The sequence below is a fragment of the Amycolatopsis albidoflavus genome (assembly GCF_039525725.1).
GTDB classification, from domain to species: domain Bacteria; phylum Actinomycetota; class Actinomycetes; order Mycobacteriales; family Pseudonocardiaceae; genus Amycolatopsis; species Amycolatopsis albidoflava.
The window spans coordinates 600,892-620,136 of sequence record NZ_BAAAHV010000005.1 but is presented as its reverse complement, the minus strand read 5'-3'; the positions used below and the strand labels follow the sequence as shown (position 1 = coordinate 620,136).

The 19,245-nt window shown below is 68.4% G+C and carries 14 protein-coding genes; 9 read left to right on the top strand and 5 right to left on the bottom strand.

The genetic code is table 11. The features are described 5' to 3' along the window. Window positions 1-15 precede the first annotated feature (15 nt). Entirely contained in the window at window positions 16-4,674 is a 4,659-nt protein-coding gene (locus ABD156_RS07365; RefSeq protein ID WP_425546102.1) for an ATP-dependent helicase, read from the bottom strand. Between the two features lie 79 nt (window positions 4,675-4,753). Further along, window positions 4,754-5,962 (bottom strand): hypothetical protein, encoded by a 1,209-nt coding sequence (locus ABD156_RS07360; RefSeq protein ID WP_344268029.1) that lies wholly within the window; start codon window positions 5,960-5,962, stop codon window positions 4,754-4,756. A 141-nt stretch (window positions 5,963-6,103) separates the two neighbouring features. Between ABD156_RS07360 and ABD156_RS07355 the strand changes: the two genes are divergently transcribed. The 4 genes from ABD156_RS07355 to ABD156_RS07340 all read left to right on the top strand — a co-directional run bounded on the left by ABD156_RS07355 (window position 6,104) and on the right by ABD156_RS07340 (window position 10,649). Next, window positions 6,104-7,933, top strand: a complete 1,830-nt coding sequence (locus ABD156_RS07355; protein ID WP_344268027.1) for an Hsp70 family protein — start codon at window positions 6,104-6,106, stop codon at window positions 7,931-7,933. Between the two features lie 34 nt (window positions 7,934-7,967). Beyond that, window positions 7,968-8,162: a DUF3046 domain-containing protein gene (locus tag ABD156_RS07350; RefSeq protein ID WP_344268025.1), complete on the top strand. Its 195-nt coding sequence runs from the start codon at window positions 7,968-7,970 to the stop codon at window positions 8,160-8,162. A 250-nt stretch (window positions 8,163-8,412) separates the two neighbouring features. After that, window positions 8,413-9,456, top strand: a complete 1,044-nt coding sequence (gene recA / locus ABD156_RS07345) for a recombinase RecA (RefSeq protein WP_344268023.1) — start codon at window positions 8,413-8,415, stop codon at window positions 9,454-9,456. A gap of 674 nt (window positions 9,457-10,130) precedes the next feature. Next, window positions 10,131-10,649, top strand: a complete 519-nt coding sequence (locus ABD156_RS07340; RefSeq protein WP_344268021.1) for a regulatory protein RecX — start codon at window positions 10,131-10,133, stop codon at window positions 10,647-10,649. A 62-nt stretch (window positions 10,650-10,711) separates the two neighbouring features. Here ABD156_RS07340 and eda read toward each other — a convergent pair whose 3' ends face one another. Further along, a complete protein-coding gene (gene eda, locus ABD156_RS07335) occupies window positions 10,712-11,335 on the bottom strand; it encodes a bifunctional 4-hydroxy-2-oxoglutarate aldolase/2-dehydro-3-deoxy-phosphogluconate aldolase (RefSeq protein WP_344268019.1) in 624 nt (207 codons plus the stop codon). Continuing rightward, window positions 11,332-13,272, bottom strand: coding sequence for a phosphogluconate dehydratase (gene edd, locus ABD156_RS07330; protein ID WP_344268017.1), 1,941 nt, complete (start codon window positions 13,270-13,272; stop codon window positions 11,332-11,334). The genes eda and edd overlap by 4 nt, the downstream gene beginning before the upstream one ends. A 359-nt stretch (window positions 13,273-13,631) precedes the next feature. Here edd and ABD156_RS07325 point away from each other — a divergent pair, with 359 nt between their 5' ends. The 5 genes from ABD156_RS07325 to ABD156_RS07305 all read left to right on the top strand — a co-directional run bounded on the left by ABD156_RS07325 (window position 13,632) and on the right by ABD156_RS07305 (window position 18,878). Continuing rightward, window positions 13,632-14,531 carry a helix-turn-helix domain-containing protein gene (locus tag ABD156_RS07325; protein WP_344268015.1) on the top strand — a complete coding sequence of 300 codons (900 nt, stop codon included), beginning with the start codon at window positions 13,632-13,634 and terminating at the stop codon, window positions 14,529-14,531. Between the two features lie 792 nt (window positions 14,532-15,323). Further along, window positions 15,324-15,557, top strand: a complete 234-nt coding sequence (locus ABD156_RS07320) for a helix-turn-helix domain-containing protein (RefSeq protein ID WP_344268013.1) — start codon at window positions 15,324-15,326, stop codon at window positions 15,555-15,557. A 311-nt stretch (window positions 15,558-15,868) separates the two neighbouring features. After that, window positions 15,869-16,834 (top strand): hypothetical protein, encoded by a 966-nt coding sequence (locus tag ABD156_RS07315; RefSeq protein ID WP_344268011.1) that lies wholly within the window; start codon window positions 15,869-15,871, stop codon window positions 16,832-16,834. Window positions 16,835-17,074: 240 nt separating this feature from the next. Continuing rightward, a complete protein-coding gene (locus tag ABD156_RS07310) occupies window positions 17,075-18,313 on the top strand; it encodes a helix-turn-helix domain-containing protein (protein ID WP_344268009.1) in 1,239 nt (412 codons plus the stop codon). Window positions 18,314-18,317: 4 nt separating this feature from the next. Continuing rightward, a complete protein-coding gene (locus ABD156_RS07305; RefSeq protein ID WP_344268007.1) occupies window positions 18,318-18,878 on the top strand; it encodes a flavoprotein in 561 nt (186 codons plus the stop codon). Window positions 18,879-18,884: 6 nt separating this feature from the next. Here ABD156_RS07305 and ABD156_RS07300 read toward each other — a convergent pair whose 3' ends face one another. Then, on the bottom strand, window positions 18,885-19,184 hold the full coding sequence (locus tag ABD156_RS07300) for a MafI family immunity protein (protein WP_344268005.1): 300 nt from the start codon (window positions 19,182-19,184) through the stop codon (window positions 18,885-18,887). Window positions 19,185-19,245 lie beyond the last annotated feature (61 nt).

Genomic DNA, 19,245 nt, shown 5'->3' with positions numbered 1-19,245 from the left:
ACAACCCAGGCAGTGTCAAGCTCTCAAACGAAGTCCCTTCGGCGTCGCACGGAAGCCGGCTTCCTGCAGGATCTCGGCCAGCTCAGACGTCAGCGCGTGCTCTCCGTCCGCGCGCTGGACGGCCAACTGGCCCAACCATCCCTCCCGGACCGCAGTCGACAAGGCCGCCGCGGCGGCCTGCAGCGAACCGCGTTCCTCAGTGAAGCTCAGCAAGGAGCGGCCGCCGCGTTCGACGTACAGGGCTGGGATTCCGTCGACCAGCACCGCCAGCGCTCCGGCCTTGCGCGCCGGCCGGTGTTTCGTGTCACCGGTTGCGGCGGGCCAGGACAGCGCCGCGCCGTACGGCTGTGCTGGATCCGCGGCGGCGAGAACTACGGCACGAGCGTTGTCGTTGCGGCCCGCGGCGGGTGCGGTGCTGGAGAGGGCGCGCAGCCGGTCGACTGCGCCCTTCGCGGCGAACTGGGCGGCGCCGAGACCTTCGACGACATAACCGCGGATGACCTGTCCGGTGTCTTCCATGCCGCGCAACACCTTGTAGATCCCGGAAAAACCGCCGGTGACCCGTTCGGTGTCGAGCGCGCCGCGGGTGAGGACGCCGTGCCGTTCCAGGAACGCCTCGGTGCGGGCATGTGCGCGACGCGTCGGCTCGGCCTCCCGAAGCGGGGTCAGCGCCCATCGGCCGGCCGCGGTCGGCGGCCCGGAGCGTGAGGGCATCGCCGGACGCCCGGCGCGCATGCGGGCGTACCGGCCGCGTGGTGCTTGCCGCCGCGGTTTGTGCGCGCCATGGCCGGCGACCTGCGCACGCAGCGGCGCGAGTGTGTCGCCGGTGACCAGCCCGGCCCACACCAGATCCCACAACGCGGCCAGCACGGCACCGTCGTCCGGCGGTTGCTCCAGGCCGGGGGTGACCCGGTCGACGAGCTGCCGGAAGAACAGCGCTCCGCCTTCCAACGTCGTCACGATCGCTTCGTGCAACGGGCTGGTCGGCGGATTCTCCTCGACCTCGGGCAGCAGCAGATCCGCGACGTCGGACGGAGCCAGCGCCAGCCAGCCGTCCCCGCCGGAGAGCGCGCCGCAGCCTGCCCAGGTGACCTCGCCCGCGGTGGTGAGTTCGTCGAGCAGCGCGGGGGAGTAGCCCGGCAACCGGCTGGGCAGGATCAGTGACTCCACCGCGCTCGCTGGCAGAGGCGCGCCTGCCAGTTGTTCGACCACCGACAGCACGTCGTCGGCCGTCGGCGCGGACCGCAGCCGCGCGCCGATTCCGTGCCACGCGGGCAAGAACCGGCCCAGCGCCGCCGGTTCCACGGGCTCGACCTCTGCCCGCAGCCGGGCGAGCGACGCGCGCCGCAACCGCCGCAGCACGGCCGCCTCGCAGTATTCGACGCCCACGCCATGGGTTTCCGGATGCCCGACCGGACTCAGCTCGCCGCGGACGAGCCTGCCTTCACCGGTGAGCCGGTCGAGCACACCGGTGACGACGGCTGTGCCCAGCCCGAACCGATCTGCCGCAGCGGTCGCGGAGAACGGACCGTGAGTCCGCGCGTAGCGGCCGAGCAGATCGCCCACCGGATCCGCCACCGGCTCGGTGAACGCCTCGGGCACGCCGACCGGAAGCGCGACGCCCAGCGCGTCTCGCACCCGTCCGGCGTCCTCGATGGCCAGATACCGCTCCTCGCCGCCGATGCGCACCTGGATCGCACGCCGCGCCGAGGCGAGTTCCGCCAGCCATTCCGGCTGGATCCCTCGTTCCGCGGCTTCCGTGACGGACAGATCTCCGAGGAACCGAAGCAAGTCCGCCGCGTCCTCCGCCGACCTTGCGTGCCGGTCCGGATCGAGCCGCTGCAACGACCGTTCGACCTCGGCCACGGCCTCCGGATCGAGCAGCTCGCGAATCGCTTCCGTGCCCAGCAATTCGGCCAGCAGCGCGGAATCCAGCGACAGCGCCGCGGCCCTCCGTTCGGCCAGCGGGGCGTCCGTCTCGTACAGGAACATCCCGACGTAGCCGAACAACAGGCTCCGTGCGAACGGCGACGCCGCCGGAGTCTCCACCTCGACCAGCCGCACCTTGCGCGCGCGGACGTCGGACATCAGCTCGCGCAGACCGCCGACGTCGTAAACGTCCTGCAGGACCTCGCGCATGGCCTCCAGCACGACCGGGAACCGCTCGTACTTCGCTGCCACCGACAACAGCTGCGACGCCCGTTGCCGTTGCTGCCACAACGGCGTGCGCCGCCGCGGATCACGCCGCGGCAGAAGCAGCGAGCGTGCGGCGCACTCCCGGAACCGCGCCGCGAAGACCGCCGAGCCGCCGACCTCCGCCACGATCAGCTGCTCGACCTCCTCCGGATCCAGCAGGACGTCGTCGGCTCCGATGGTGACTTCTCCGCCGTCGGCGTCGAGTGCGTCGGGCAGCCGCAGCACGATGCCGTCGTCGGAGTGCGCCACCTGGGCGTCGACGCCGCGGTTTTCCCGCAGCCGCGCGGCGATCGCGAGCGCCCACGGAGCGTTGACCTGCGCGCCGAACGGCGAGTGCAGCACGATCCGCCAGTCGCCCAGCTCGTCGCGGTAGCGTTCGAGCAGGATGACCCGGTCGTTCGGCACGTGCCGGGTCGCCGACTTCTGTTCTTCCAGATACGCCAGCAGGTTGTCGCAGGCGCGCTGGTCGAGCCCGGCCGCGGCGGCCCGGTCCCTCGCCGCCGCCGTGTCCGAAGTGGACAGTTCGCGGACGAACGCGCCGAGCGCCCGCCCCAGTTCCAGCGGGCGTCCCGCGGCGTCGCCCTTCCAGAACGGCATCCGGGCGGGCTGGCCGGGGGCGGGCACGACGATCACCCGGTCATGGGTGATCTCGGTGATCCGCCACGACGAGGTGCCGAGCAGGATCGTGTCGCCGACCCGCGATTCGTACACCATCTCCTCGTCGAACTCGCCCACGCGCGAGCCGGGTTTGCCTTCGTCGCCCGGCGTCATCACGGTGAACAGCCCGCGGTCCGGGATGGTGCCGCCGGAGGTGACGGCCAGCCGCTGCGAACCCGGCCGCCCGTGCAGTTCGCCGCCGACCCGGTCCCACGTGATCCGCGCCCGCAGTTCGCCGAACTCCTCGCTCGGATAGCGGCCGGCGAGCATGTCGAGCACCGCGTGCAGCGCGTCGTCCGGCAGCGAGCTGAACGGAGCCGCCCGCCGGACCAGCGCCGCCAGCTCCGGCACCGTCCACGGTTCGAGCGCCACCATCGCCACGACGTGCTGGGCCAGCACGTCGAGCGGGTTGCGCGGGTACCGCACCGCCTCGATCGCCCCGGTCGCCATCCGCTCCGCGACCACCGCGCACGACACCAGATCGCCGCGGAACTTCGGGAACATCACACCGGACGACACCGCGCCGACCTGGTGCCCGGCCCGGCCGACGCGCTGCAGCCCGGACGCCACGGTGGGCGGAGCCTCGATCTGCACGACCAGATCCACCGCGCCCATGTCGATGCCGAGTTCGAGCGACGACGTGGCCACCACGCACGGCAGCCGCCCGGACTTCAGCTCTTCTTCGACGTGGGTGCGCTGCTCGCGGGACATCGACCCGTGGTGCGCCCGCGCGATGACCGGCTCCGCACCCGACGTGACACCGGACTGCCCGACCGCCTCGGCCGGGAACGAGTCGCCCTGAGACAGACCGGCCTGCTCGGACGCGAGTTCGTTGAGCCGAGCGGTGAGCCGTTCGGTGAGCCGCCGCGAGTTGCCGAACACAATGGTGGAGCGGTGCGCGCGGATCAGCTCCAGCACCCGTTCCTCGACCGCGGGCCAGATCGACGGCCGCTTCACCGCCGCGCCCGCGACCTCTTCCTGGGTGCCGATTCCGCCTTCCGACGGCAACTGCGACAGCGACGTGAGGTCGTCGAGCCGCTCCATCGGCGACGGTGCCGGGCCGTCGAGGTTCGCCATGTCCTCGACGGGCACCTCCACCCGCACCTCGATGGTCTTCGCGAGTTTCGGCTGCACGACGGTGACCGGGCGGCCGCCGGCGAGGAACGCGCTCACCTCGTCGATCGGGCGCACGGTGGCCGACAGCCCGATGCGCTGGGCAGGCTTGGGCAGCAGCGCGTCGAGCCGTTCCAGCGACAACGCCAGGTGCGCGCCGCGTTTGCCGCCCGCGACGGCGTGCACCTCGTCGACGATCACCGTCTCGACACCCTTCAGCGATTCCCGCGCCGAGGACGTGAGGATGAGAAACAGCGACTCCGGCGTGGTGACCAGCACGTCCGGCGGGGTTTTCCCGAACGACCGGCGCTCCGCCGCCGTGGTGTCGCCGGTGCGCATGCCGACCTCGATCTCCGGCGCGGGCAAGCCGAGCCGGTGCGCGGCCTGCGAGATGCCCGCCAGCGGCGCGCGCAGGTTGCGCTGCACGTCGACCGCCAGCGCTTTCAGCGGCGAGACGTAGAGGATCCGGCACCGCTCGCGCGGATTCGCCGGCGGAGGTTCCGCCGCCAGCCGGTCCAGCGCCCACAGGAACGCGGACAGCGTCTTGCCGGACCCGGTGGGCGCCACGACCAGGGCGTGCTGCCCGGCGTGTGCGGCCCGCCAGGCCCCTTCCTGCGCGGCCGTCGGGGCGGCGAAGGCTCCGGCGAACCAGGTGCTGGTCGCCGGGGTGAAGAGGTCGAGGACGTCGTTTGCCACGGGATCCATCATGCGCGGCGCCCCCGACAATTTCCGGGGCCCGGGCAGAGCGGTCCGGGCCGGATTCGCTCGTGTGGGTGAGGCGATCGGCTTAGATCGCGTACTTCCACACGGTCAGCGAATAGGCCGAATACCAGGCCCCGACCAGCACGAACACGGTCGTCGCGGCGATCATCGTGGACTTCTTGCGACCGGCCAGCCCCATCGCGACGGGCAGCAGGAGCGCGAAGTCCGGCAGCAGGAACCTCGACTTCAGGGCAGGCAGCCCGGCACTGCACAGGACCAGCACCACGACCCCCACCGCATACGCCGCCAACGGCCACGGCATCCGGCGGCCAGTCACGGAGACGACCGCGAGCGCGATCGCCGAGAGCGTCACGAGCACGACGAGCGTCTCCCACGCGTTACCCGAGGTGAAAAGCGTCTGCGTGATCCACTTCCACGCTTCGGCACCGGTGTCGAAACGCGTGTTCCAGCCGCGGAGCTCCACATCCTGCCAGCCGGTCAAACTGCCGGTCTGCACCGCGACGAAAGCCCAGTACCCGAGCAGGCCGAGCGGCGCGACGAAGACGCACACCAGCGCGTTCCACCGCTGTCGGTTCCGCCACACGTCGACGGCCGCGGCGATCACCACGACAGCGACCAGCACACACGCGGTGGACCGGGTGAGCCCGGCGAACAGCGTCGCGGTAGCAGCGAGGTACCACTTGCGTTCGAGCACGCCGACCAGCGCCCACGCGGCGCACGCGGTGAAGAGCGCCTCGGTCATCACCATGCTCTCGGCGATCGCCATCGGCGCGGCGCCCCACAACACAGCGAGCAGCAACCCCGCTCGATGGCTGTGGACGAACCGGCCGATTCGGTACATCGCCGTCGCCGCCGCGATTCCGGCGAGCGTCGACAGGAGGATGCCCGCGCCGAAGTACGACACCCCGGGCAGCTTCTCGAGCATGCCGGTCAAGGCCGGGTACAGCGGGAAGTACCCGTACGACGCGTCGGGATACGGCAGTCCGGCGGCGTCGAGCGGATTGCTCACGCCGGTGTAGCTGTGCTCCGCGATCTGCAGGTACCACCAGCCGTCCCAGGACTGCAGGCGTTCGCCCAACGGCAAGTCCCGGGGCGCGGCCATGGCGGCGAGCGCGCCGAGTCCGACCAGCCGCGCCACGAGGTACAGCACTGCCGCGTGCACGTAGCCGGAGCGGCTCCATTTGCCCGCCGCGACCCGCCATCGGTTCGCCGGACCGCTCGCCGCGGTCTGTCCGAACTGGTCTCGGCGAGTCTTGTCCACTAGCTCTGTCATTGCCTCCCCGTCCTCGGAAGACGAGACGTTCCGTTGTTTCCCGGGGTTGCGTGCGTCGCGAGTTTCGCGGGTCCGCACGCACGGTGACCGGGCACGTGGCAGCATCTCCGCCAGCGCTGCTTGAGTCGAGGGGAAATTACTGTGCGGATCCTGTCGGTGGACCTCGGGACGTCCAACACCGTTGCCGTCCTTTCCGCGCACGGCAGGCCGCCTCGCGTCGTAGAGGTCGACGGGTCGGCCAACATGCCCTCCGCGGTCTTCGCCGGGGAAGACGGCACGCTCATGGTCGGCCGGGACGCCGAACGTCGTGCGCGGCTCGACCCGACACGGTTCGAACCCAACCCTAAACGGCGCATCGACGAGCAGACGCTGCTGCTCGGCACAGACGTCGTGCCGGTCAACGAAGCGCTGGCCGCGATCCTGCGCCGGGTGCTCGACGAGACCACGCGCCAGCTCGGCGGGGAACAGCCGGACGAGGTCCGGCTCACACACCCCGCGCAGTGGGGTCCGGTGCGCCGCAACGTACTGCTGAGCGCGGCGCGGCTTGCGGGCATTCGCGGAAACGTAGTCCTCGTGCCGGAGCCGGTCGCCGCCGCGGCGCACTTCGCTTCGTTCCCTGAGCGCGCGCTGGCTCCTGGACAAGCTCTCGCGGTGTACGACCTCGGCGCGGGCACCTTCGACGTCGCAGTCGTCGGCGCGAACCAGAACGGCTACACAGTGCTCGCCGAGGACGGTCTGCCCGATCTCGGCGGCCTCGACGTAGACCAAGCGCTGATGGTCCACGTCGGACGCGAGGTGTCGCACTCGGACCCGCAGCGCTGGCAGCGACTGCTTCGCCCCGAGTCCACTGCGGACCGGCGTACGCGACGCGCGCTGCAGGAAGACGTGAAGGCCGCGAAGGAAGCACTGTCTCGGCATCCGCAGACAGAGGTGCCGATGCCGGAGCCGTTCAAGGACGTGCTCGTCACGCGCGGAGAGCTCGAAGGCTTGGTGCGTCCGGCCATGCTGCGCAGCGTGGAGCTGCTTTCGCGGACGCTGCGTTCGGCTGGGCTGACCTCGGATCGTCTCGTCGGCATCTACCTCGTCGGCGGTTCGAGCCGGTTACCGCTGGTCGGGTCGATGATCGCGGAGAAGCTCGGCGTTGTCCCGACGAGCCTTGACCAGCCTGAGACTGCTGTCGCGTTGGGTGCGCAGCATGTCGCTAAAGACGGACTGTCGATGCGTACGCAGAACGTCGAGGGCCAGGTGGCATCAGGTGCGCCGTACGCGCCGCCTGTTGCGCCACAAGGCAACTACCCGGCGTACTCGCCGACGCAGCCACAGCAGATGCCGCCGTTCCAGCCTTCGCCGGCGCCGTCCAACTTCCCGACGTACACGCCCGCTGCGCCGGAGAAGAAGAGCCGCACCAAGCTGTTGATCGGCATCGCGGCGGCTGTGGTGGTCGTGCTCGCCGCAGGGTTGACCGTGTTTCTCACGACACAAGGTTCGTCGGTGAAGACGTACACCGCTGACGAGTGCCGTACGCCGGGGCAAGCCGACTCGTCCGGACTGACCGGCTGCATGCGTCAGCTGGCCGGCAAGGTCGCTGACAACGGCGGCTGCGCTCCCGGCATGGGCAACGGTCCGGCCGCGCCGGCGAAGAGCCTCGGAGCCGCGTCGACGTGCGCCGCGCCGGGACGCGCGGGCACTCAGGTGACGTACGTGCAGGGGCAGTCGGCAGCGGAGCTGAAGCAGTACACCGACGGACTGCTGTCCTCCGCGGGCGGCGATCGCACCGAAGCGGACTGGAAGGGCAACGCCCTCGAAGGCCACTACTCGGCGGCGGCCGGGCAGTCGTCGGCGGTCCTCGTGTTCACGGTGAAGGACCGGCCCCTCGTCGGGTTCCTCTATCAGGTGAATTCCGGCGGGCAGGCGGCCACGCCGGGCGCGCTGGCCGACTACTTCGAACAGAACGTCCAGCCGGGGGAGTGATCCCCGGCGGAGCGGGAAAGCTAGCATTCGCCCGATGCGTATCACGGTGTTCCGACGGCTGATGGCCGAGGAGTTCGGGTCCGGACGCGCCGAGATGCTCGCCAAGGACCACGTGTTCAGCGGGCTCGGCGGGCGCACGGTCGAAGAGGCGCTGAACTCGGGGACGTCGGCCAAGGAGATCTGGCGAGCGGTCTGCGTCGAGTTCGAGGTGCCACCGGAACGGCGCTGACCTGGGGGTTCCGGTTCCGGAGGCGGCAGCGGGCGAAAACCTCGCCGGATGGGCGTGTCGCTGTGAACCTCGAACACCTGTTCGTCTATGGTGTTGTGCACAACGGGGTCAGCGATCCACAGATCAGTCGCCGCGCCTGGAATTGTCGGTCCCTCCCCGTAGCGTCGGACCGGACAGAGCTTGAACCCCCGGACGAGCTTGATCCGGACAACCGAACAGACACAGGCCCCAACCAGCGAGGTGGACTTCCATGCCAGCAGCACCCGACAAGGACAAGGCGCTCGAGCTTGCCCTTGCGCAGATCGACAAGCAGTACGGCAAGGGCTCGGTGATGCGCCTCGGCGAGGACAACCGCCCGCCCGTCTCCGTGATCCCCACCGGCGCGATCGCCCTCGACGTCGCGCTCGGCATCGGCGGCCTGCCCCGCGGCCGCGTCATCGAGGTCTACGGCCCGGAATCCTCCGGTAAGACCACGGTCGCCCTGCACGCGGTGGCGAACGCGCAGCGCAACGGCGGCATCGCGGCGTTTATCGACGCGGAGCACGCGCTGGACCCGGAGTACGCCAGGAAGCTCGGCGTCGACACCGACGCGCTGCTCGTGTCCCAGCCGGACACCGGCGAGCAGGCGCTGGAGATCGCGGACATGCTGATCCGCTCCGGCGCGCTCGACATCCTGGTCATCGACTCCGTGGCCGCGCTCGTGCCGCGCGCCGAGATCGAGGGCGAGATGGGCGACTCGCACGTCGGCCTCCAGGCCCGCCTGATGAGCCAGGCGCTGCGCAAGATGACTGGTGCGATGAACAACTCCGGCACCACCGCGATCTTCATCAACCAGCTGCGCGAGAAGATCGGCGTCATGTTCGGCTCGCCGGAGACCACGACCGGCGGCAAGGCGCTCAAGTTCTACGCCTCGGTCCGCCTCGACGTCCGCCGCATCGAAACGCTCAAGGACGGCGGCGAGCCGGTCGGCAACCGCACTCGCGTCAAGGTCGTCAAGAACAAGATGGCCCCGCCCTTCAAGCAGGCCGAGTTCGACATCCTCTACGGCGTGGGCGTCTCCCGCGAGGGCTCGCTCATCGACATGGGCGTCGACCAGGGCATTCTGCGCAAGTCGGGTGCCTGGTACACGTACGAGGGCGACCAGCTCGGCCAGGGCAAGGAGAACGCGCGGAAGTTCCTGCGCGACAACCCGGACATCGCCAACGAGATAGAGAAACGCATCAAGGAGAAGCTCAACATCGGCCCGCAGGTCGACGCCGAAGCCGAGGCAGTGCCCGCGCCGGTCGACTTCTGATCCGGGGAGGGGAGGGGATCGGCAGGTTCCCTCCCCGGTGCTCGGGCCGCGCGCCGGGCTCGGGCCGCGCGCCGGGCTGCCGCTGAAACCGGGGTTCCGGTGCGGTTTCGCCGCGACGGGATCTTCGGGCATGGCGGTGTTCCGGACGGAGGCGTCGGTGTCTTGCTGCCTGGCGGGGAGAGGGTTCCCTGACTGGGTGCGGGACGGCTGAGCGCGGTCGGCGGATCGTGAGTGATCGCGGTTGAGTGCGGTCGGCGGATCGTGAGCGGTTGCGGTTGAGCGCGGTCAGCGGATTGTGAGCGGCTGCGGTTGAGTGCGGTCGGCGAATCGCGAGCGGTTGTGGCTGGGTCGGTCGGCAGATCGTGAGCTGGTTGCGGCTGGTCGGTCAGCGGTTCGTGACCGATTGCGGCTAGGGCCGGTCGGCGCGGTGTGCGCAAGCCGGCTCGAGGCGGCGTGCGCGCGGGCTGCCGGTGCTGGGATTCGCTGGCGCGGAGGCTGGTCAGGGTCCGGTCCGGTGTGAGTTTCGTCGGCCGCGGTGCGGCCGGCTGAAGGCGAGACGGTGCTGAACCGGCGGTGTTCGGCACCGGGTGGAAAACGGTGTGACGGTGCCGTCGTGCGAGGGCGGCGCCGGGAACGGGAGTGCGGTCGTGGCCAGGGCACCGAAGGTCGATCCGATGGAGTTGCCTCCGGAGGAGCGGGCCAAGAAGGCCAAGGAGATCTGCTTCGACCTCCTCGCCGCCCGGCCGCGGGCGGTCGAGGAGCTGCGGCAGACGTTGCGGCGCAAGGGTTTCGACAGCGAGACCAGCGAAACCCTGCTCGGCAAGCTGGACCGGGCCGGTCTCGTCAACGACGCCGAGTTCGCCGAAGCCTGGGTTCGCGACCGGCACGCCAACCAAGGGTTGTCGCGCACGGCGCTGGTCGCGGAGTTGCGGCGCAAGGGCGTCGACGACGAGATCGCGGCGCAAGCGGCGGAGGAAGTCGACCGGGAGTCCGAGGAACAACGGGCTCGCGAGCTGGTGCGAAAACGGCTGAGGTCGCTCGGGAACGTCGACGAGCAGACTGCGATCCGTCGGCTGCTCGGATTCCTCGCGCGCAAGGGCTATCCGCAAGGACTGGCGTACACGGTGATCCGCGACGAGCTTCGCGAGTTCGGCGCGGAATCCAGCCTGCTGGACGACGCGACGATCGACTGATCGGCCGCGCCACCAAGAAACCCGCCACCTTCGACACGAAGGCGACGGGTTTCCGGAACGGCTCAGCGCAGCGCGGCGGCTTCGGCGGCCAGCTTCTCGACAGCAGCGAAGTCCTTGGCCGCCAGCAGCTTCGACGGCGTCAGCCACGATCCGCCGATGCAGCCGACGTTCGGCAGCGCCAGATACGACGGGGCCGACGACACCGTGATCCCGCCGGTCGGGCAGAACTGCAGCTGCGGCAGCGGCCCGGCGATCGACTTCAAGAACGCCGCGCCCCCGCTGGCTTCCGCCGGGAAGAACTTCAGCGCGCTCAACCCGCGTTCGGCCAGCCGCATCGCCTCCGACACCGTGGCCGCGCCCGGCAGGAACGGCAGCCCGGTGGCGAAGGCGGCGTCCAGCACCGCGTCCGTGCACCCCGGCGTCACCAGGAACTTCGCGCCCGCGTCGGCGGCCTGCTTCGCCTGCTCCGGCGACGTCACCGTGCCGGCGCCCACGACGATGTCCGGCACCTCCTTGGCGACCCGCTCGATCGCGGCCAGCGCGACCGGCGTGCGCAGGGTCAGCTCGATCACCCCGATCCCGCCGGCGTGCAGGGCGCGGGCCGTGGGGACCGCGTCGTCGACGTCGTCGATCACCACGACGGGCATCACGGGGGACAGGGCGAGCAGGTCCGTGCCGGTGGTCACTGACCGACCTCCTGGGTCTGGAGAGCGTAGGGGGACGCGTCCATTGTCCCGCTTCCGAATGGCGGAACGCCCCGGGCGAGGTCCAGCTCCGGCGTGAGCGCTCCGAACACGCTCGCGCCCTGGTCAGCCGGGCCGACCGCACGGCGCAGCGCCCCGAACAGCTCCCGACCGGTCCCGCTCCACGCGGCCTCCGACGGCGGAGCGTCCGCCAGGTCCCGCTGTGCCAGTTCGTCGTCCGCGACCAGCACGTCGAGGGATCCGGACCGGGCGTCGAACCGGATCACGTCGCCGTCGGAGATCCGGGCGATCGGCCCGCCCACCGCGGCCTCAGGCGTCACCTGGATCGCGGCCGGAACCTTGCCCGACGCCCCCGACATCCGCCCGTCGGTGAGCAGCGCGACCCGGAATCCACGGTCCATCAGCACCCCCAACGCCGGGGTCAGACCATGCAGTTCCGGCATCCCGTTCGCCTGCGGACCCTGCTGCCGCAGCACCACGACGACGTCCCGGTCCAGCTCCCCGGCCTCGAACGCGACCCGGAACGCTTCCTGCGACGTGAACACCCGCGCCGGTGCCTCGACCACGCGGTGCTCCGGCGCGACCGCCGACACCTTCGTGACCGCCCGGCCCAAGTTGCCCTCCACCATCCGCAGCCCGCCGTCCGGCGCGAACGGCCGCCACACCGGACGCAGCACCTCTTCGTCGAGGCTGCGCGTCGGCACGTCTCGCCACACCAGTTCACCGTCCGACAGGATCGGCTCCTGCGTGTACCGGCGCAGACCGGGACCCGCGACAGTGAGCACGTCCTCGTGCAGCAGTCCCGCGTCGAGCAGCGTGCCGACGAGGAACTGGATGCCGCCGGCCGCGTGGAAGTGGTTGATGTCCGCGCTGCCGTTCGGATACACCCGCGCGAGCAGCGGCACGACCGCCGACAGGTCCGAGAAGTCGTCCCAGCTCAGCTGAATCCCGGCCGCCGCGGCGATCGCCACCAGGTGCATCGTGTGGTTTGTCGACCCGCCAGTGGCCAGTAGCGCGACGATGCCGTTCACGAACGCTTTTTCGTCCAGCACCTGCGAAATCGGCGTGTACGCCTCTCCTCGCGACAGTTCGACGACCCGCCGCCCGGCCTCCTCAGTGAGCGCCTGGCGCAACGGAGTGTTCGGCGGCACGAAGCTGGCGCCCGGCAGGTGCAGGCCCATCACCTCGACCACCATCTGGTTCGAGTTGGCGGTGCCGTAAAACGTGCAGGTGCCAGCGGAATGATACGACGCAGCTTCCGCGTCGAGCAGGTCTTCCCGCGTCGCGAGCCCCTCCGCGTACAGCTGGCGCACTCGTGCTTTTTCCTTGTTGGGCAAGCCGGAATTCATCGGCCCGGCAGGCACGAGGACCGCGGGAAGATGCCCGAACGACAGCGCGCCGATCAACAGTCCCGGCACGATCTTGTCGCACACACCGAGCAGCAACGCCGCGTCGAACATGTCGTGGGACAACGCGATCGCCGTCGCCATCGCGATCACTTCCCGGCTGAACAGCGACAACTCCATGCCCGGCCGGCCTTGCGTGATGCCGTCGCACATCGCGGGCACCCCACCCGCGAACTGCGCGACCCCGCCAGCCTCGCGGACAGATTTCTTCAGCCACGCAGGGTATTCCTGCATCGGCTGGTGCGCGGAGAGCATGTCGTTGTAGGAGGACACGATCGCGACGCCGGGCGCGCGGAGCTGCCGCAGCGCCTGCTTGTCGACGCCGTCCATCGCGGCGAAACCGTGCGCGAGGTTGCTGCAAGCGAGGCCGCGGCGGACCGGCCCCTCCTCGAAAGCGGCCGTGCTGCGGGCGAGGTACGCCGCGCGCGTGTCCGCACTGCGCTCGGCGATCCGGTCGGTGACGTCGGCGAGAACGCGGTGCACCGCGGCGGTCGGGTTCGGGCTGCTGCTCATCTCAAGCTCCCGGCTCGTGACGGGTTCGCGAGACGGCGGCGCTGGCGTCGCGGGAACGTGACGGTGCACACGGTAACCCGAAAACCCGCCGGAAACAAAATCGATTCAGAAGCCCCCTATGGGGTGACCGAGGAGGGCTGGTGGCGAGGCGGTCGCGCTGGCTCGGGATGCGCGGCAGGCGCCGACGAAGCCGGCGGCATGGCCGGGATTCCGCCGTAGAGCTGGGGCGCGGGGTCCAACCGACAGGGTTCGCGGCTGCTGTGGAGTACCCCGTCGAGGTCTCGTCTGCGGCTGATAACGGCGTGAATAGGTGTCAGCAGTTTGGGACAGGCACTATCCGCGGCTGGAGGTGACAGCGGATGCGAGATTCGGAGATGCCCGCTCCGTACGAGCGTGTTTTGGGCATGGCATTGCGGAATGCCCGGATCGAGGCGAGCTTCGGCTTGCGCGAGCTGGGCCGGTGGATCGGGGTCGACCCGGCGCTGCTCTCGTGCTGGGAGCTGGGCCACCGGGTTCCGACGCAGGAGGACGTGGCGGGGGTGCTGGGCGCGCTCGGAGTGGTCGGCGAGCAGAAGGCGAGGATCATGGCGCTGACGCGCGAGCTGGCGGGGTCTAGCTGGGTCATGCGCGGGTCGCAGGCGGACACGGCTCACTACGCGATCTTGTCCGGGCACGAACGGAACGCGGATTCGGTCACGGTGTGGGCTCCGCTGCAGATCCCGGACTTGTTGCAGATCCCCGACTACGCGCGGCTGGCGTTCGGTCCGGGGCTGCGGGACAAGGAAATCCTGGAACAAGTCGTGGAAAACCGCTTGAGCCGCAACAGGATTCTGTTCGGCGCGGAGGCGATCGAAGCGCAGCTGTTCGTCGGGACCGAGGCGCTGCGGAACCACTTCGGCGATGCCGAGGTAATGCTGCGGCAGACGCGCTACCTCATGGAGATTTCGCAGAGGGTGAAGGTTCGGCTCGTCCCGAGCCAGGCCGTGACGGAAGGTGCGTTCAGCTGGTACCGACAGCGGGACGAGACGGAAATCGTGTACTGCCCGCACCATCGCGCCGGTGTCTTCCTGGTCGGCCGGCAGGCCGCCCCATACGCGGAAACCATCGAGCGGCTGGCCGAGTCCGCGCTGTCACGAGCGGACTCGCTGCGCCAGCTGTCAGCCGCCGCGGCCGGGTTCGCGGAGGAGGTGAAAACCCAGCGGCTGGCGAACGAAGCCGGACTGACGAAGCTCTTGGCGGGCGATGATCCGGCCGACTAGCGGCCTGTCGCGTGGGGTGATCTTCGGGTGACTCTCTGTTTGCTGGCAGGAGTGTTCCGTCCAGCGGCAGACAGGCGTCGGCGGCCTCGAGCTGTGCGGCTGACGTCCCGGTGGCGTCCTGGACCCCACTTTCGGCCCCTATCTGGCCGTGAGTCCCCAGGTCAACCGGTACAGGATGCTTCCTTCTGGTAAATGTGCTACTTCTGCCGAGGGGGGCTCCTGACCTGCCGGTCTTCGCCCGCTTAGCTCTCTGACCTGCATTTTCGCGTCGGTCGGATCTGGTTGAGTCTGGTCCGGTTTGGACCTCTGACGGCCCACAGGCGGCCCAAGGCCGGTCTGCCTGAGTCCTTTGTGGCTTGGGCGGACCGGCCCTTAGCTGTGTCTGCCGACTGGCTATGCGGAGTGGCGGCCGCGGGAGGCGTCGGGCGGTCTGATCCGTCGTTCTCGCCCCTGCCAGCTTGAGTGCGGCGGTGCCGGGGTCAAGGGTGAGCGAAGCTCATCGCGAAGCGACGCCGGAGGCGCCCTTGATGCCGGTGGCGCGGCGTTCGATCATCGGGCACGAGGATGACGGCCCGACGCCGGAGGTGGGAGGCTGGAACTGTGAATCTGTCTCGTGGCTTTGGAGCTCGGCGACTGCTTGCTCAGTCTTCCTGGCCCCTGCGGTATCTAGCGTCGAGACCGTCGTTTCGGCGCTAGACGCTCAAATGCGCACGAAGGACCTCTGGTGCGCTGCTTTGCGTAGGATCGGTCAAGGCACGAGGACTGGCTGATGGCGAGAGGCTCGGTGGGGACATGGCGGGGACGGTCGACTGGTTTCGCCAGGATCAGGAACGGGCGCGTTGGGACGCGGAAGATTCAGGTCTGGTGGTGCGGCTGATCCGTGAGGAGCGGGGGTGGACGCGGTCCCAGCTCGCGGACGTCGCTGGGGTGTCACACGTAGACGTGGTGCAGTTCGAGGCCGGTGCAGTTGTCCCGGCTCAGCCGATGCTGGTCCGGCTGACCCGCGCCATGGGGTTTCACTCCTGACGAAGGCGTGCAGGGGCGACAGTGCCGCTCGTAGAAGGCGTGACGTGCTGCGGGCTGGGCTGTGAGGATCCACTCGGCGTCTGCGGAGTGTGCGCACCCGGGGTGAGTGTGCGGCGGACTCGACGGGCGGGCCGGCCGGAGCGCTAGCGGAGGCCTGCCCAGCCAACGGCGAGTCCCGCCGTACGCGAGGTGACCAACTGCGCCGCCGCAGGCGGCGCGCCTTGATCCTATAGAGCCAAATTCGGCAGCACGCTTAAGGAATGGCTCGCCGCTGCCGACTCAGCCGTTCGAGTGTGAGGTAGGTTTCCTTCGTGTCGGATTCAACTGATGGCGATACTGAAGCTAGGGGACCTCGCGGGGAGCGGGAGGGCGAACTAAGTCCCGAAGGTATGTACGTTGCTCTGTCTCGAAGATGGAAGTCAGTTCTGGTCAACTTTGGCGCCTTGACGGTGATTGCCACGGTCGGTGTATCGACGCTACGGCTTGTTTTTATCTCACAAGGTGACACGGCGGTAATTTCATCCCTGGTCGCTTCAATGAATGTCAAGACTATTCTTTTTGGTTCTTTGATTCCAGTAGCTCCCTCGGTCTTGCTTCAGTTCACCTCGATGACGACGTTGTTGATGGATTTTAGGTCAACGGGTATCTATTTTCAGAGCGGCGGGAACGCAAGGAACTCTTTCTTCGATTCCTGCAAGTTTGCGCTACTTGTTACTTCACTGTTTCTAATACCGTTCTCCACGATCTTCGCCGTCATTATCGCTGCCGTTCTGGCAATAATGGGGATTCTGGGTAGAGTGTGCATGCACAGGGCGGTTTTAAGTGCGCCGGAGGACGATATCGATGATTTCATTAAGAAAAGACGGGGGATGGGCCGAAAGGAACTTGTCCGCGAACTGGAGCTGGAGGTCGATAGGCTTAAGGAAGTTTATGACAAGGAGATTAGGAGAGATCGGCGACTCTCCAGGGCTCATGATCGACTCGGCTTTTTTCTGATTCCGCTCGTAGTCCTTGCGGTTCTGTTGAACTTGGCTTCTGCTCCTTTCTGGTTGCCGGTTGAGGTTTTCCAGGTTAAGGGTGAACCAAAGCGAGTTGTGAGTGTATTGGAATCCGCAAATGGGGAATTAGTTGTGTACTACTTGAACACCACTAGGGTTATGCGCGTGAAGCAGGGGGATGTGATCTTTAGGCAGATCTGCGACCAGCGCCCAGGTGTTTATCAGAAAACTGTTGTCTTCGCTATTAGCGATGGGCAAAAAACACCCGCTTGTCCGTAGGTGGGCACCTATGGCTTGTTGAGTAAGGGGCGGTGGCGAGAGTAATTTACGCTACGTTTGCGCCTTTGATCATAAAAGCGGAATTCCTGGATGTGATTCCAATCTCGATTTTTTCGTGGGATGTCTATCGGAGGTCTTGCGAAGTTGTCCGTGTGGCTGCTGCGACTTAGTAAGCGACGATTCTCGGTTTGGGTTTTGTTCGCAGGAGTGATGCCTGTGTTCGGCTGCTAGCCTGGTGTCATGCGAGGTGCGGGTGACCAACTCAGCATCGGGGAGCGTATTGCCTTCTACCGGCGGCGGCGTGGGCTGTCGCAGGCGGTGCTTGCTGACCTGGTGGGCCGCTCCGAGGACTGGCTGAGCAAGATCGAGCGCGGCGAGCGGGATATCCGCAGGCTGGACGTGCTTGCGGAGGTCGCGCAGGCGCTGCGCGTGACATTGGGCGATTTGCTCGGCGAACCAGTCCTGCTGGAGGACCAGGAGAAGAACGACGACGTCCCGGCGATTCGGGATGCGCTGATGGCTCCGCGTCGGCTCTCCCGGACCTTGTTTTCCTCGGCGATGTCTCCCGAGTACATCGATCCCGCGCCGGTTGCACAGTTGGTGGAAGGTGCCTGGTCCAGCTACCAGAACGGCGAACTGGGCCGGGTCGTCGCGGCGCTGCCCGGTCTGATCAAGACCAGTCAGGCGATGGAGGCCGCCTCCTCGGACGATGCGACGTACAAGCGTGCGTGCGCGGCGGTGTCGGCCCGGGTTCACCACTTGGCGGCGACCACGCTGAGCAAGATCGGTGAGGCTGACCTCGCGTGGATCGCGGCCGAACGGGCGATGCAGGCCGCTGATGACGCGGACGATCCGCTGGTGCTGGCGTCGGCCGCGCGGTCGGGGACGCACGCGCTGCTGGCGGTGGGGCGGTTCGATGACGCGCTGGAGCTGGGCGACGTCGCGGCCAAGTGGTTGCTGCCGCGCATGGCCGAAGGTGATCCGGCGGCGTTGAGCCTGTACGGGATGCTTTACCTCCGGACTGCGGTGGCCGCGGCTCGGCATCAGGACCGGTCGACGGCGAATGACCTTCTTGGCCATGCGGGCCGGGCGGCTGATCAGCTCGGCGTCGATGCGAACTACTGGCAGACCGGGTTCGGACCGGCGAACGTCGAGCTGCACAGGTTGTCGGCGGCGCTGGATCTTGGCGACGTCGGGCAGGTGATCGAGTCCGCGCCCCAAATCAACGTCGACCACTTGCCGGTGGAGCGGCAGGTCACGCACCTGATCGACTTCGCGCGGGCGTTGAGCCTGGTCGCGAAGGACGACGAAGCGCTTGACGCGTTGCTGGAGGCCGAGACGAAGGCACCGACTGTCGTTCGGCACAACACGATGGTGCGGGAGGTCGTGCGGTCGATGTATCGGCGTGCCCCGGCGTCGGCGGGCAAGAAGTCCTCGGCGCTGCTGGCGCTGGCTGAGCGCTGCGGCGCGGTGAGGTAGGCGGATGACATCGCGTGTTCTCGGCCTGGTCGGTTCCGGTGCTGGCGGGGTTGAAGATTTGCTGCCGAAGCTGATCCGGCCTGCGCAGGCTGCGGGGTGGACGGTCGCGGTGACGTTGACGCCGACGGCTGGGCGCTGGCTGGCCGAGTCGGGTGCGTTGGCGGAGATCGAGGAGGCCACGGGCTACCCGGTGCGGGTCGAGCCGCGGTCGCCGTCGGAGCGCAGTCCGCATCCTGCGCCGGACTGCTATCTGGTCGCGCCGGCCTCGGCGAACGTGGTCGCGAAGATGTCGCTCGGTATCGCGGACAATCAGGCGTTGACGCAGGTCAACGAGGCCATCGGCATCCACAATCTGCCGGTGGTGGTCTTCCCGCGCGTGAACGCGGCGCATGCGCGTCAGCCGTTCTGGGAGATGCACATCGAGAACCTGCGGCGCGTCGGCGTCGAGCTGCTTTACGGTGACGACGTCTGGCCGCTGCACGAACCGCGCAGCGCTCCCGGTCGGGATCTGCCCTGGTCGGCGATGCTCGACGCGATCGAGAAGGCCGTGCCGGTCAAGAGCTGAAGCAGATCACTCTGCTGCGGCCAACCGTTCTAGACAGAGCCCGGCCGAACCTGATCGCGGCTCGTCGTACAGCCCCATTTCACGCGCTGCCTCGTCCAGTGCTCGCCAGAACGCCACACGCACGTTCACGTCGTCGCCGATCTCGACCAGGCAGTCGAACGCCAAGCCGAGTTCGTTGTGCTTGATGAAGTCGTCTGCGATCGAGAGGTCCACGTCCGGCTGGTCGCTGATGTCGGCGCGTGCCGCGGCCAGGTGTCGGCGGGTGCGGTCCCAGCTGGCGTAGAGGGTCGAGCGGTCTTCGGTCACGGGATCATTCTGCTTGCTCCGCCGGTGCCGAGCACGCACTTTTGACCTGCGCGAACCTACC

Coding starts and splice junctions, on each gene's coding strand:
- ABD156_RS07365 (WP_425546102.1), bottom strand. CDS start 4,674: ATGATGGATCCCGTGGCAAACGACGTCCTCGACCTCTTCACCCCGGCG.
- ABD156_RS07360 (WP_344268029.1), bottom strand. CDS start 5,962: ATGACAGAGCTAGTGGACAAGACTCGCCGAGACCAGTTCGGACAGACC.
- ABD156_RS07350 (WP_344268025.1), top strand. CDS start 7,968: ATGCGTATCACGGTGTTCCGACGGCTGATGGCCGAGGAGTTCGGGTCC.
- recA (WP_344268023.1), top strand. CDS start 8,413: ATGCCAGCAGCACCCGACAAGGACAAGGCGCTCGAGCTTGCCCTTGCG.
- ABD156_RS07340 (WP_344268021.1), top strand. CDS start 10,131: ATGGAGTTGCCTCCGGAGGAGCGGGCCAAGAAGGCCAAGGAGATCTGC.
- edd (WP_344268017.1), bottom strand. CDS start 13,272: ATGAGCAGCAGCCCGAACCCGACCGCCGCGGTGCACCGCGTTCTCGCC.
- ABD156_RS07325 (WP_344268015.1), top strand. CDS start 13,632: ATGCGAGATTCGGAGATGCCCGCTCCGTACGAGCGTGTTTTGGGCATG.
- ABD156_RS07320 (WP_344268013.1), top strand. CDS start 15,324: ATGGCGGGGACGGTCGACTGGTTTCGCCAGGATCAGGAACGGGCGCGT.
- ABD156_RS07310 (WP_344268009.1), top strand. CDS start 17,075: ATGCGAGGTGCGGGTGACCAACTCAGCATCGGGGAGCGTATTGCCTTC.
- ABD156_RS07305 (WP_344268007.1), top strand. CDS start 18,318: ATGACATCGCGTGTTCTCGGCCTGGTCGGTTCCGGTGCTGGCGGGGTT.